The sequence below is a fragment of the Pseudomonas sp. BC42 genome, from assembly GCF_021560055.1.
In the GTDB taxonomy this organism is placed as follows: domain Bacteria; phylum Pseudomonadota; class Gammaproteobacteria; order Pseudomonadales; family Pseudomonadaceae; genus Aquipseudomonas.
In genome coordinates, this window is sequence record NZ_CP091067.1 from 6437601 (window position 1) to 6449994 (window position 12394).

Below are 12394 nucleotides of genomic sequence, written 5' to 3' on the forward strand. Positions count from 1 at the left end.
CCACATCAGCGCTTTAACCCCGCGCGCGATCCCGGACCGGCTCCGGCTCGCCCTGCTCCAAAAGAGGTCCGAATGACCATCAGCGACCCACTGCACCGTCTGCTTCTGGACAACCTGACCACCGCCACCATTCTGCTCAACGCCGACCTGCGCCTTGAGTACATGAACCCGGCGGCGGAGATGCTCCTGGCCATCAGCGGCCAGCGCAGCCATGGGCAATTCATCAGTGAGCTGTTCACCGAGTCCGCCGAAGCCCTGAGCTCACTGCGCCAGGCGGTGGAACAGGCGCACCCCTTCACCAAGCGCGAGGCCATGCTCACCGCCCTGACCGGCCAGACCCTGACCGTCGACTACGCGGTGACGCCGATCCTCAGCAATGGCGATACCTTGCTGCTGCTGGAGGTCCACCCCCGGGACCGGCTGCTGCGCATCACCAAGGAAGAGGCCCAGCTGTCCAAGCAGGAAACCAGCAAGATGCTGGTGCGCGGCCTGGCCCACGAGATCAAGAACCCCCTGGGCGGGATTCGCGGCGCCGCCCAACTGCTGGCCCGCGAGCTGCCCGAGGAAAGCCTCAAGGACTACACCAACGTCATCATCGAAGAGGCCGACCGCCTGCGAAACCTGGTGGACCGCATGCTCGGCTCGAACAAGCTGCCGTCCCTGGCGCTGACCAATATCCACGAAGTGCTGGAGCGGGTCAGTAGCCTGGTGGAAGCCGAAAGCCAGGGCTGCATCACCCTGGTACGCGATTACGACCCGAGCATTCCCGACGTCTTGATCGACCGCGAGCAGATGATCCAGGCGGTGCTCAACATCGTGCGCAACGCCATGCAGGCCATCAGCAACCAGAACGAAATGCGCCTGGGGCGCATCACCCTGCGCAGCCGCACCATGCGCCAGTTCACCATCGGCCATGTACGTCATCGCCTGGTGACCAAGATCGAGATCATCGACAACGGCCCGGGCATTCCCGCCGAGCTGCAGGACACCCTCTTCTTCCCCATGGTCAGCGGCCGCCCGGACGGCACCGGGCTGGGCCTGGCCATTACCCAGAACATCATCAGCCAGCACCAGGGCCTGATCGAATGTGACAGCCATCCCGGCCACACCACCTTCTCGATCTTTCTGCCTCTGGAACAAGGAGCCCCATCGACATGAGCCGTAGTGAAACCGTGTGGATCGTCGATGACGACCGTTCTATCCGTTGGGTCCTGGAAAAAGCCCTGCAGCAGGAAGGCATGACCACCCAGAGCTTCGACAGTGCCGACGGGGTGATGAGCCGCCTGGCGCGCCAGCAGCCGGACGTGATCATTTCCGACATTCGCATGCCCGGCGCCAGCGGCCTCGACCTGCTAGCACGGATTCGCGAGCTGCACCCGCGCCTGCCGGTGATCATCATGACCGCGCATTCGGACCTGGACAGCGCTGTCGCCTCCTACCAGGGCGGGGCCTTCGAGTACCTGCCCAAGCCGTTTGACGTGGATGAGGCGGTGTCCCTGGTCAAGCGTGCCAACCAGCATGCCCAGGAGCAGCAGGGCCTGGAAGTGGCGCCGACCCTGGCCCGCACCCCGGAAATCATCGGCGAAGCGCCGGCGATGCAGGAGGTGTTCCGTGCCATCGGGCGCCTGAGCCACTCCAACATCACCGTGCTGATCAACGGCGAGTCCGGCACCGGCAAGGAACTGGTGGCCCATGCCCTGCATCGCCACAGCCCGCGGGCGGCGTCGCCGTTCATCGCCCTGAACATGGCCGCCATCCCCAAGGACCTGATGGAATCCGAGCTGTTCGGCCATGAAAAAGGCGCCTTCACCGGCGCCGCCAACCTGCGCCGCGGACGCTTCGAACAGGCCGACGGCGGCACCCTGTTCCTCGACGAGATCGGCGACATGCCGGCCGATACCCAGACCCGCCTGCTGCGGGTTCTGGCCGACGGCGAGTTCTACAGGGTCGGTGGCCACACGCCGGTCAAGGTCGATGTACGGATCATCGCCGCCACCCACCAGAACCTGGAAACCCTGGTGCACGCCGGCAAGTTCCGCGAGGACCTGTTCCACCGCCTCAACGTGATCCGCATCCATATTCCGCGCCTGTCGGACCGTCGCGAAGACATCCCGACCCTGGCCAAGCATTTCCTCAGCCGCGCCGCCCAGGAACTGGCGGTGGAACCCAAGCTGCTGAAGAACGAAACCGAGGAATACCTGAAGAACCTGCCGTGGCCGGGCAACGTGCGCCAGCTGGAGAACACCTGCCGCTGGATCACCGTCATGGCGTCGGGGCGCGAGGTGCACATCAGCGACCTGCCGCCGGAGCTGTTGAGCCTGCCCCAGGATTCGGCGCCGGTGACCAACTGGGAACAGGCCCTGCGCCAGTGGGCCGATCAGGCCCTGGCCCGCGGCCAGTCGAGCCTTTTGGACAGCGCGGTGCCGAGTTTCGAGCGGATCATGATCGAAACCGCCCTCAAGCACACCGCCGGCCGCCGCCGCGACGCCGCCGTGCTGCTGGGCTGGGGCCGCAACACCCTGACCCGCAAGATCAAGGAGTTGGGGATGAAGGTGGACGGAGGCGACGAGGACGAAAGCGAGGAAGGCTGAGCCCTCCCCCTGTGCAGGAGCTGGCTTGCCAGCGAAAAGGCCCTTGAGCCTTGCAGAGCACTGACCGGCGCTTCGCCGGCAAGCCGGCTCCTACGACGAGGATGGGCATGCACCAGGATGGGGTGCATGCACTGGCCGAAGGCGCGATGAACCGCAATCGAGCACAGCGCGATCATTCGAGGCCTGGCCTTCAAATCTGAATATTTGCCCTTCGAAAACGCAAAAGCCCCGGAATTCGGGGCTTTCGGCTTTTTATCCAGGCAATTCAAACAGGACCGGCCAAAGTTGGCACGCCCCCTGCAATACCTCCATCACTACCCAGTTTAGGGGACCTTGGTACAGGCAGGCCGGGGATTCCCCTCTTTAACACCCGGCCCACCACGCTCACAGCGACGGGCCAAGCTTTCGGGAACCTCGGTACAGGCAGGCCGGGAATTCCCTCTTTAACACCGGGCTCATCACGCGCATCGCGACGAGCCCAAGCTTTCGGGAACCTCAGTACAGGCAGGCTGGGGCTTCCCTCTTTAATACCGGGCTCATCACGCGCATCGCGACGAGCCCAAGCTTTCGGGAACCTCAGTACAGGCAGGCTGGGGCTTCCCTCTTTAATACCGGGCTCATCACGCGCATCGCGACGAGCCCAAGCTTTCGGGAACCTCGGTACAGGCAGGCTGGGGCTTCCCTCTTTAATACCGGGCTCATCACGCGCATCGCGACGAGCCCAAGCTTTCGGGAACCTCAGTACAGGCAGGCTAGGGCTTCCCTCTTTAACACCGGGCCCATCACGCTTTGAGCGACGCGCCCACAACCCTTTCGGGGACCCTGGTACAGGCAGGCCGGGAATCCCCCTCTTTACACCGGGACTCATCGCCCCGACAGGCGATCAGCCCCTCCCGCTTTTGGGGGCCTTGGTACAGGCAGGCCGGGGTTTCCCTCTTTTATTCCTCCCGCAGGTGGATCGCCAGGCGCCAGCGCCCGTCCACCTGGCTGGCGCTCCACTCGCCCCGCAACGGCCGGGCCGCCACCAGGTTCAGCAGCAAGCCCTGGTCCGCCAGCCGCACCCGCCAGTTCACCGTCTTCTGATTGACCTGCAACTGACCGTTCTGCGCCCGTCCTTGCGCATCGAACAGCAAGGCGATGGTGCCATCGATATGTTCGCCGTGAACCTTGGGTTCCTGGTTGAACCAGACCACCAGGCCATCGGCCGCCACCTCGACCTGTTGCAACTCGATCGGATCGGGCTGCGTCAGTCGACCGATCATCAGCCCCACCATCATCCCGACAATCGCCAGGGAGCCGAACACCCGCAGCATAAGCTTCGGTCGCGGGTCCTCTTCAGGCGTAGAATGCAGCCCATCTTTTTCTTCGGAGCCGTGCATGTTTCACGTCATCCTCTTTCAACCAGAAATTCCGCCGAATACCGGCAACGTTATCAGGCTGTGCGCCAACAGCGGCTGCCACCTGCATTTGATCGAGCCACTGGGTTTCGAAATGGACGACAAGCGCCTGCGCCGTGCCGGCCTCGACTATCACGAATACGCCACCCTGCAACGCCATGCCGACCTCGCCAGTTGCCTGGAAAGCCTCGGCCATCCGCGCCTGTTCGCCTTCACCACCAAGGGCTCGCGGCCCTTCCATGACGCCAGCTTCAAGGAGGGCGACGCCTTCCTGTTCGGCCCCGAGAGCCGTGGCCTGCCGGCGGACGTGCTGGACGCCCTGCCGGGCGAGCAGCGCCTGCGCTTGCCCATGCGCGAAGGCTGCCGCAGCCTGAACCTGTCCAACACCGTAGCCGTGGCGGTCTATGAAGGCTGGCGACAACTGGGCTTCAAGTAACCATTCTCTGCAGCCGCTGCCGCAGGCTGCGACAAGGCCCGAAGGGCCTTCCTGCAGGCGCGATCACGGCACCCACCTCGTGGTCGATCACAGCCTGCGGCGCCGGCGCCAGGGTTTGGACAGCTGACGCCCGAGCATGAAAAAAGCGCCGTGACAGGCGCTTTTTTCGTACCACAGCCAGTGCTTACTGAACGGTGTTTTCGCCGGCGGACTGCAGGCGTTGCAGTTCCTGGGCGTACAGCGCATCGAAGTTCACCGGGGCCAGCATCAGGGCCGGGAACGAACCGCGGGTCACCAGGCTGTCCAGCGCTTCGCGAGCGTAAGGGAACAGGATGTTCGGGCAGAAGGCACCCAGGGTGTGGCTCATGGAAGCCTCGTCCAGGTTCTTGATCAGGAAGATACCGGCCTGCTGCACTTCAGCGATGAAGGCCACTTCGTCGCCGTTCTTCACGGTCACGGACAGGGTCAGCACCACTTCGTGGAAGTCGGCTTCCAGGGCCTTCTGACGGGTGTTGAGGTCCAGGCCGACGCTTGGCTCCCACTGCTGACGGAAGATGGCCGGGCTTTTCGGCGCTTCGAAGGACAGGTCACGCACGTAGATGCGCTGCAGGGAGAATTGCGGTGCGCTTTCGTCTTCGGCAGCAGCAGTGTTCTGTTGGTCAGTCATCTCAGATCCTTCTTGATCTTGGGTCTAATAGGGTTAGGAATTTCAGGCCGCCAGCAGCGCGTCGAGCTTGCCGGCGCGCTCCAGGGCAAACAAATCATCACAACCACCTACATGGGTGGCGCCGATCCAGATCTGCGGCACGGACGTGCGTCCGGCTTTCTGGGCCATGTCGGCGCGCACCTGCGGCTTGCCATCGACCTTGATCTCTTCGAAGGCTACGCCTTTGCTCCCGAGCAGTTGCTTGGCCCGCGAGCAGTAAGGGCAGTAATCACTGGAGTAGACGATGACCTGGGGCATTACTTCACCAATGGCAGGTTGTCGGCTTTCCAGCTGGAAACACCGCCGGACAGTTTGGCAGCGGTGAAGCCGGACTTCATCAGTTCACGGGCATGGGTGCCGGCGTGCTGGCCTTGGGCGTCCACCAGGATGATGGTCTTGGCCTTGTGCTTCTCCAGTTCGCCGACACGGGCGGCCAGCTTGTCCTGGGGAATGTTCAGCGCGCCGACGATGTGGCCGGCGGCATAGTCCTTGGACGGACGGATATCGATCACTACGCCCTGCTCGCTGTTGACCAGCGCGGTCAGTTCACGGGTGCTGAGGCTGCGGCCACCGCGGCTCAATTCATGAGCGATCAACAGAGCCAGCAGGATGGCGAAGGCGCCGACGAGCAAGTAGTGTTCAGTGGCGAATTGAATCAGGTGAGCAACCATCTAAGGAGGTTCCAGGGCGTTAAAATGTCGGCCAGTATACACAGCCCTCAAGGTCGGCCAAACCCCGCCCGGCGGTGACGCCACCGGAACTTCGCTTTAAACTGCCACTCCGTTTTTCAACACCTCCTTTTTCAACACTTTCCTATCCAGCCACGAGTGGACGCCATGACTACCACGCCTAAACCTTTGGTCCTGATGATTCTGGATGGCTTCGGTCACAGCGAGAGCCACGAATCCAACGCCGTCTATGCGGCCAAGAAGCCGGTCCTGGATCGCTTGTGCGCCAGCATGCCCAACGGCCTGATCTCGGGCTCGGGCATGGACGTCGGCCTGCCGGATGGGCAGATGGGCAACTCCGAGGTGGGCCACATGAACCTGGGCGCCGGTCGCGTGGTGTATCAGGACTTCACCCGGGTGACCAAGGCCATCCGTGACGGCGAGTTCTTCGAGAACCCGACCCTGTGCGCCGCCGTGGACAAGGCCGTGGCCGCCGGCAAGGCCGTGCACATCCTCGGCCTGCTGTCGGACGGCGGCGTGCACAGTCACCAGGACCACCTGATCGCCATGGCCGAGCTGGCCTTCAAGCGCGGTGCCGAGAAGATCTACCTGCACGCCTTCCTCGATGGTCGCGACACCCCGCCCAAGAGCGCCCAGTCGTTCATCGAACTGCTGGACGAAAGCTTCAAGACCCTGGGCAAGGGCCGTATCGCCAGCCTGATCGGCCGCTACTTCGCCATGGACCGTGACAATCGCTGGGACCGCGTGGCCCAGGCCTACAACCTGATCGTCGACGGCCAGGGGCAGTTCAACGCCGCCACCGCCCAGGAAGGCCTGCAAGCGGCCTACGCCCGTGAAGAGAGCGACGAGTTCGTCAAGGCCACCACCATCGGCGAGCCGGTCAAGGTCGAAGACGGCGATGCCGTGGTGTTCATGAACTTCCGTGCCGACCGGGCTCGCGAGCTGACCCGGGTCTTCGTCGAGGACGACTTCAAGGACTTCGAGCGCGCGCGCCAGCCAAAGCTGGCCGGCTTCGTCATGCTCACCCAGTACGCCGCCAGCATCCCCGCGCCGGCAGCCTTTGCTCCGGGCAGCCTGGAAAACGTGCTGGGCGACTATTTGGCGAAAAACGGCAAGACCCAGCTGCGCATCGCCGAAACCGAAAAGTACGCCCACGTGACCTTCTTCTTCTCCGGCGGCCGTGAAGAGCCGTTCCCAGGGGAGGAGCGCATCCTGATCCCGTCGCCGAAAGTCGCCACCTACGACCTGCAGCCGGAAATGAGCGCTCCGGAAGTCACCGACAAGATCGTCGACGCCATCGAGCACCAGCGCTACGACGTGATCATCGTCAACTACGCCAACGGCGACATGGTCGGCCACAGCGGCGTGTTCGCCGCCGCGGTCAAAGCCGTGGAATGCCTGGACCTGTGTGTCGGACGCATCGTCGATGCCCTGGAAAAGGTCGGTGGCGAAGCCCTGATCACCGCGGACCACGGCAACGTCGAGCAGATGTCCGACGCCTCCACCGGTCAGGCCCACACCGCTCACACCACCGAGCCGGTGCCCTTCATCTATTACGGCAAGCGCGCCCTGAAAGTCCGCGAAGGCGGGGTGCTGGCGGATGTGGCACCGACCATGCTCAAGTTGCTGGACCTGCCTCAGCCTGAGGAAATGACCGGCACCTCGATCCTGGTCGATCCTGCGCACTGAAACCCTCAGGTCGCCGTTGCATGAAAAACGCCCGATGCAGTCCATCGGGCGTTTTTCATTGCGGCTTCGCCCCGCTCCAGGCGCGGCGCGAAGGCCCAAGCGCAAGACAGCGCCACCAGACAAACACCTGCCACTTGCTGAATAATGATTATCGTTATCAGAACTGCCCGCAGAGAGAATCCCATGAACAAGATGGCTACGCTGTTTCTAGCCTCCCTCCTGTCAGGCTGCGCAAGCCAGGTTCCTGCCCAACAGTCGCAGGCCCCCGGGGGCAGCGCCCCCGAACAGCCACACACCCAGGTGGCCATGGACCCGCTGACCGCCGGCAAATTGCGCACGCTGTTGAGCATCCAGCCCCAGCAGCACGCTGCCGACATCGGGCAGATGAACGACCTCATTTCACGGGAGTTCCTGCAGACGCCTTATGCGCCGAACAAGCTGCAGGGCTCTGCCACCCTGGCCGAAAAGCTGGTCGTCGACTTCAGGGGCCTGGACTGCTTTACCTACCTGGATTATGTCGAGGCATTGCGCCAGTCCCGCGACGAGGCCGGCTTCATCCACAACCTGGTGCAGATTCGCTACGTCAACGGCGACGTCAATTTCCTCAACCGCCGCCACTTCTTCACCGACTGGGCCCATGCCGGACAGCCCTTGGCCGATGACGTCACCGCCCTGCTGGGTGCCGATGCGGTGACCGTCGCCAAGCACCTCAATCAAAAGGCCGATGGCGGCCATTACCTGGCGGGGCTGCCCGTGGCCGACCGCGACATCACCTACATTCCCAGCGCGCGGATTGACCGGCATGTGCTCGGCAGCCTGCGCACCGGCGACTACATCGGCATCTACACCCCGCTCTCGGGCCTAGACGTCACCCACACCGGGCTGTTCATCAGGACCGCCCAGGGGCCTGTCCTGCGCAATGCGTCCTCGAAGCAGAACCAGCGCGTGGTGATCGACTCGCCGTTCATGGAGTACGTCCGCGACGTCCCGGGCATCGTGGTCCTGCGCGCCCGGCCAACCGACCTGGCCGATCACCCTGCATCCACCTCCCAGAGCAGCGCCCAGGCGCACCAGCATCCGCCCCACGCGCAAGCGCCTGGCTGATCGCCGCGGAAACCGCTGGCAGGCTGATAGCAAATGGCCCAATAACCGCCCGGAAAGGGCTTTTTATGACGAACGCCGCAAAGCAGTTGGCTTTGAGGCGTTTTTTTTGCCGCGATGGGCGGGCATACTAGGCCGTCCCTTTCCCTGGTGTCGCCCGCCTCTATGCTTCGCGCCCTGATTGCCCTTGCTCTGATCTGCCTGCTCCAACCGGCTTTTGCCGACGAGCGCGCGCAAACCCAACAACAGTTGGACGCCACGCGTCAGGACATTGCCGAGCTGAAGAAACTGCTGGGCAAGCTGCAGGAAGAAAAATCCGGGGTGCAGAAAGAACTGCGCGGCACCGAAACCGAGATGGGCAAGCTGGAAAAGCAGGTCGAAGCCCTGCAGAAAGAGCTGAAAAAAAGCGAAGCCGAGCTGCAGCGACTCGATGAGGAGAAAAAAAAACTCCAGAGCGCGCGCACTGAACAGCAGCGACTGATCGCCATCCAGGCCCGCGCCGCCTACCAGAACGGGCGCCAGGAATACCTCAAGCTGCTGCTCAACCAGCAGAATCCGGAAAAATTCGCCCGTACCCTGACTTACTACGACTACCTGAGCCAGGCGCGCCTGGAGCAGTTGAAGAGTTTCAACGAGACCCTGCGCCAGCTGGCCAATGTGGAAAAGGACATCTCGCTGCAACAGGCCCAGTTGCTGGTGCAGAAGAGCAGCCTCGACACCCAGCGTGAAGAACTCGACAAGGTCCGCAAGGAGCGGCAACTGGCCCTGGCCAAGCTCAACGACGACGTGAAGGCCCGGGACGACAAACTCAAGGCCCGCGAGCAGGACCAGGCCGACCTGGCCAAGGTGCTCAAGACCATTGAAGAAACCCTGGCCCGCCAGGCCCGCGAGGCAGAAGAAGCGCGCCAGAAAGCGCTGATCGCCCAGCAGGAAGCCGAAAAAAAGCGTTTACGTGAGGCCCAGGCCGACGCCAGCGATGCCCCGCGCAAGCCCGTCAGATCAAGCCCGGGCGCCTTGGTTTCCAGCGCCGGCCCTTCCTTCGGCGGTGCATTTGCCGCCGCCCGGGGAAAACTTCCATGGCCGGTTGATGGTCGATTGCTGGCACGCTTTGGTGAAACCCGTGGCGATGACTCCCGTTCCAAGTGGGACGGGGTGATGATCAGCGCCGCCGCCGGCAGCCAGGTACACGCCGTGCACGGTGGCCGGGTGGTGTTCGCCGACTGGCTGCGCGGCGCCGGGCTGCTGGTGATCCTCGATCATGGCAACGGCTACCTGAGTCTCTACGGGCACAACCAGACCCTGCTCAAGGAAGCCGGTGATGTGGTCAAGGCCGGAGAGTCCATCTCCACCGTGGGTAATAGTGGCGGACAGGACACTCCTGCGCTGTACTTTGCAATTCGTCAGCAGGGCCGCCCCAGCGACCCGGCACAGTGGTGCCACGCGCAAGGATAAGCGCTGCATCTAAATTAGGAGTTCGTTCGACATGCTGCATTTGTCCCGCCTTACCTCGCTGGCCCTGACGATCGCCCTGGTGATCGGAGCGCCTCTGGCGTTTGCCGCCGAAACCGCTCAATCAGCGACCGCCGCGACCACCAAGGCACCTTTGCCGCTGGAAGAACTGCGCACCTTTGCCGAGGTCATGGACCGGATCAAGGCGGCCTATGTCGAACCCGTGGATGACAAGACCCTGCTGGAGAATGCCATCAAGGGCATGCTCAGCAACCTCGACCCGCACTCGGCCTACCTGGGCCCGGAAGACTTCGCCGAACTGCAGGAAAGCACCAGCGGCGAATTCGGCGGCCTGGGCATCGAAGTGGGCGCCGAAGACGGCTTTATCAAAGTGGTGTCGCCGATCGACGACACGCCAGCGTCCAAGGCCGGCATCCAGGCCGGCGACCTGATCGTCAAGATCAACGGCCAGCCGACCCGTGGCCAGACCATGACCGAAGCCGTGGACAAGATGCGCGGCAAGATCGGCCAGAAAATCACCCTGACCCTGGTGCGCGACGGCGGTACGCCGTTCGACGTGACCCTGGCCCGCGCCACCATCCAGGTGAAGAGCGTGAAGAGCCAGTTGCTGGAGTCGGGCTACGGCTACATCCGCATCACCCAGTTCCAGGTCAAGACCGGCGAGGAAGTCTCCAAGGCCCTGGCCAAGCTGCGCAAGGACAACGGCAAGAAGCTCAACGGCATCATCCTCGACCTGCGCAACAACCCGGGCGGCGTGCTGCAGGCGGCGGTGGAAGTGGTCGACCACTTCATCACCAAGGGCCTGATCGTCTACACCAAGGGCCGCATCGCCAACTCCGAGCTGCGCTTCTCTGCCACCGGCAAGGACGAAAGCGAAGCCGTGCCGATGGTGGTGCTGATCAACGGCGGCAGCGCCTCGGCTTCGGAAATCGTCGCCGGCGCCCTGCAGGACCAGAAACGCGCGGTGCTGATGGGCACCACCAGCTTCGGCAAGGGCTCGGTGCAGACCGTGCTGCCGCTGAACAACGACCGCGCGCTGAAGATCACCACCGCGCTGTACTTCACCCCCAACGGCCGCTCGATCCAGGCCCAGGGCATCGTTCCGGACATCGAAGTGCGCCGCGCCAAGATCACCAGCGAGGCCCAGGACGGCGAGTACTTCAAGGAAGCCGACCTGCAGGGTCACCTGGGCAATGGCAACGGCGGCGCCGACAAGCCGAGCGGTTCGACCAGCAAGGCCAAACCGATGCCACAGGATGACGACTACCAGCTGGCCCAGGCCCTGAGCCTGCTCAAGGGGCTGAGCATCACCCGCGGCAAGTGATTGAACCCTTCGCCGGCAAGCCGGCTCCTACAGGAGCCGGCTTGTGTAGGAGCTGGCTCGCCAGCGAAGCGCCCGCCAGGGCGCCCATTCCCCTATAAGGCCCGATTCCGATCCCCATGATTTCCCGCCGCCCATCCCTGTTCCGCCCGTTCTGGGCCCCGCTGCTGGCCCTGCTGTGCTTCTTCACTGCTGCGACCCACGCTGCCGAACCGGCACCTGCGGCACCCAAGGCCTACCTGAGCCTGATCATCGACGACCTCGGGCAGAACCTGCCCCGCGACCGCCGCGTGCTGGCCCTGCCCGGCCCGGTGACCACGGCGATCATGCCCGACACGCCCCACGCCGCCGAGTTCGCCCGCGAAGCTCACCGGGCCGGCAAGATCGTCATCCTGCACATGCCCATGGACCCGGCCACCGGCCCCTTCGCCTGGCACCCCGAGCTGCCCATCGAGGAGCTGCAAAAGCGCCTGGAGGCTGCCTTCCAGGCCGTGCCCTACACCAGCGGCATCAACAACCACATGGGCAGCCGCATGACCGCCCAACCGCAAGCCATGGCCTGGCTGATGGCCGACTTGCAGCGACGCCACAAATTCTTCGTCGACAGCCGCACCAGCGCCCAGACGGTCGCCGCCGCCGAAGCGCAGAAGATCGGTCTGGCCAGCGTTTCCCGGGATGTGTTCCTGGACGACGAACGGACGGAGGCGGCAATCAGCCAACAGTTGCAGACAGCCATCAAACTGGCGCGCAAACAGGGTTCGGCGGTGATGATCGGCCACCCTTATCCACAGACCCTGGCCGTACTCGAACGCGAACTGCCCACGCTCAAGGCCCAGGGCATCGAGTGGATCGATATCAAGTCGATGATCAGCCTGCGCAGCAACGAAGCCATGGCCGGGCACGGCAAGAACGGCAAGTACAGATAGGACAGCCGCAAGCCTCAAGCTGCAAGCCAAAGCGCCGCCGACCTGCTGTGACTTGTAGCTTGCGGCTT

Annotated in this window: 12 protein-coding genes; 8 read left to right on the forward strand and 4 right to left on the reverse strand. The window is 63.7% G+C overall.

Features of this window, described 5'->3' with window-relative positions; all coding sequences use genetic code 11:
• Window positions 1-72: 72 nt before the first annotated feature.
• Together glnL and ntrC are read left to right on the forward strand one after the other, a co-directional pair.
• Window positions 73-1158 carry a nitrogen regulation protein NR(II) gene (gene glnL, locus L1O02_RS29065; protein ID WP_235759195.1) on the forward strand — a complete coding sequence of 362 codons (1086 nt, stop codon included), beginning with the start codon at window positions 73-75 and terminating at the stop codon, window positions 1156-1158.
• Complete coding sequence (gene ntrC, locus L1O02_RS29070; protein ID WP_016963311.1) at window positions 1155-2591, forward strand: nitrogen regulation protein NR(I); 1437 nt, start codon at window positions 1155-1157, stop codon at window positions 2589-2591. The genes glnL and ntrC overlap by 4 nt, the downstream gene beginning before the upstream one ends.
• A 938-nt stretch (window positions 2592-3529) precedes the next feature.
• Here the strand turns inward: ntrC and L1O02_RS29075 are convergent.
• The gene (locus L1O02_RS29075; protein WP_060842226.1) at window positions 3530-3970 is read right to left on the reverse strand and encodes a hypothetical protein; all 441 of its coding nucleotides are present in this window, start codon (window positions 3968-3970) and stop codon (window positions 3530-3532) included.
• On the opposite strand from L1O02_RS29075, the gene trmL reads away from it, so the two are divergent.
• On the forward strand, window positions 3969-4424 hold the full coding sequence (gene trmL / locus L1O02_RS29080; protein ID WP_016963309.1) for a tRNA (uridine(34)/cytosine(34)/5-carboxymethylaminomethyluridine(34)-2'-O)-methyltransferase TrmL: 456 nt from the start codon (window positions 3969-3971) through the stop codon (window positions 4422-4424). The two genes, L1O02_RS29075 and trmL, sit on opposite strands and share 2 nt — an antisense overlap.
• Window positions 4425-4608: 184 nt before the next feature.
• Here the strand turns inward: trmL and secB are convergent, their stop codons facing one another.
• The 3 genes from secB to L1O02_RS29095 are packed head-to-tail and all read right to left on the reverse strand — an operon-like array spanning window position 4609 to window position 5801.
• Complete coding sequence (secB, locus tag L1O02_RS29085) at window positions 4609-5091, reverse strand: protein-export chaperone SecB (protein WP_016963308.1); 483 nt, start codon at window positions 5089-5091, stop codon at window positions 4609-4611.
• 42 nt (window positions 5092-5133) lie between these two features.
• Window positions 5134-5388 (reverse strand): glutaredoxin 3, encoded by a 255-nt coding sequence (gene grxC / locus L1O02_RS29090; RefSeq protein ID WP_060837109.1) that lies wholly within the window; start codon window positions 5386-5388, stop codon window positions 5134-5136.
• Entirely contained in the window at window positions 5388-5801 is a 414-nt protein-coding gene (locus L1O02_RS29095) for a rhodanese-like domain-containing protein (protein WP_060837108.1), read from the reverse strand. The genes grxC and L1O02_RS29095 overlap by 1 nt, the downstream gene beginning before the upstream one ends.
• A gap of 165 nt (window positions 5802-5966) precedes the next feature.
• On the opposite strand from L1O02_RS29095, the gene gpmI reads away from it, so the two are divergent.
• The 5 genes from gpmI to L1O02_RS29120 all read left to right on the forward strand — a co-directional run bounded on the left by gpmI (window position 5967) and on the right by L1O02_RS29120 (window position 12326).
• Window positions 5967-7508 carry a 2,3-bisphosphoglycerate-independent phosphoglycerate mutase gene (gpmI, locus tag L1O02_RS29100; protein ID WP_060842225.1) on the forward strand — a complete coding sequence of 514 codons (1542 nt, stop codon included), beginning with the start codon at window positions 5967-5969 and terminating at the stop codon, window positions 7506-7508.
• A 183-nt stretch (window positions 7509-7691) separates the two neighbouring features.
• Window positions 7692-8612 (forward strand): DUF1460 domain-containing protein, encoded by a 921-nt coding sequence (locus tag L1O02_RS29105; protein WP_235759197.1) that lies wholly within the window; start codon window positions 7692-7694, stop codon window positions 8610-8612.
• A 162-nt stretch (window positions 8613-8774) separates the two neighbouring features.
• The gene (locus L1O02_RS29110; RefSeq protein ID WP_060837105.1) at window positions 8775-10061 is read left to right on the forward strand and encodes a murein hydrolase activator EnvC; all 1287 of its coding nucleotides are present in this window, start codon (window positions 8775-8777) and stop codon (window positions 10059-10061) included.
• A gap of 31 nt (window positions 10062-10092) precedes the next feature.
• Window positions 10093-11403 carry a S41 family peptidase gene (locus L1O02_RS29115; RefSeq protein WP_016963303.1) on the forward strand — a complete coding sequence of 437 codons (1311 nt, stop codon included), beginning with the start codon at window positions 10093-10095 and terminating at the stop codon, window positions 11401-11403.
• 116 nt (window positions 11404-11519) lie between these two features.
• Window positions 11520-12326, forward strand: coding sequence for a divergent polysaccharide deacetylase family protein (locus L1O02_RS29120; RefSeq protein ID WP_235759199.1), 807 nt, complete (start codon window positions 11520-11522; stop codon window positions 12324-12326).
• Window positions 12327-12394 lie beyond the last annotated feature (68 nt).

Coding starts and splice junctions, on each gene's coding strand:
- glnL (WP_235759195.1), top strand. CDS start 73: ATGACCATCAGCGACCCACTGCACCGTCTGCTTCTGGACAACCTGACC.
- ntrC (WP_016963311.1), top strand. CDS start 1,155: ATGAGCCGTAGTGAAACCGTGTGGATCGTCGATGACGACCGTTCTATC.
- trmL (WP_016963309.1), top strand. CDS start 3,969: ATGTTTCACGTCATCCTCTTTCAACCAGAAATTCCGCCGAATACCGGC.
- L1O02_RS29075 (WP_060842226.1), bottom strand. CDS start 3,970: ATGCACGGCTCCGAAGAAAAAGATGGGCTGCATTCTACGCCTGAAGAG.
- secB (WP_016963308.1), bottom strand. CDS start 5,091: ATGACTGACCAACAGAACACTGCTGCTGCCGAAGACGAAAGCGCACCG.
- grxC (WP_060837109.1), bottom strand. CDS start 5,388: ATGCCCCAGGTCATCGTCTACTCCAGTGATTACTGCCCTTACTGCTCG.
- L1O02_RS29095 (WP_060837108.1), bottom strand. CDS start 5,801: ATGGTTGCTCACCTGATTCAATTCGCCACTGAACACTACTTGCTCGTC.
- gpmI (WP_060842225.1), top strand. CDS start 5,967: ATGACTACCACGCCTAAACCTTTGGTCCTGATGATTCTGGATGGCTTC.
- L1O02_RS29105 (WP_235759197.1), top strand. CDS start 7,692: ATGAACAAGATGGCTACGCTGTTTCTAGCCTCCCTCCTGTCAGGCTGC.
- L1O02_RS29110 (WP_060837105.1), top strand. CDS start 8,775: ATGCTTCGCGCCCTGATTGCCCTTGCTCTGATCTGCCTGCTCCAACCG.
- L1O02_RS29115 (WP_016963303.1), top strand. CDS start 10,093: ATGCTGCATTTGTCCCGCCTTACCTCGCTGGCCCTGACGATCGCCCTG.
- L1O02_RS29120 (WP_235759199.1), top strand. CDS start 11,520: ATGATTTCCCGCCGCCCATCCCTGTTCCGCCCGTTCTGGGCCCCGCTG.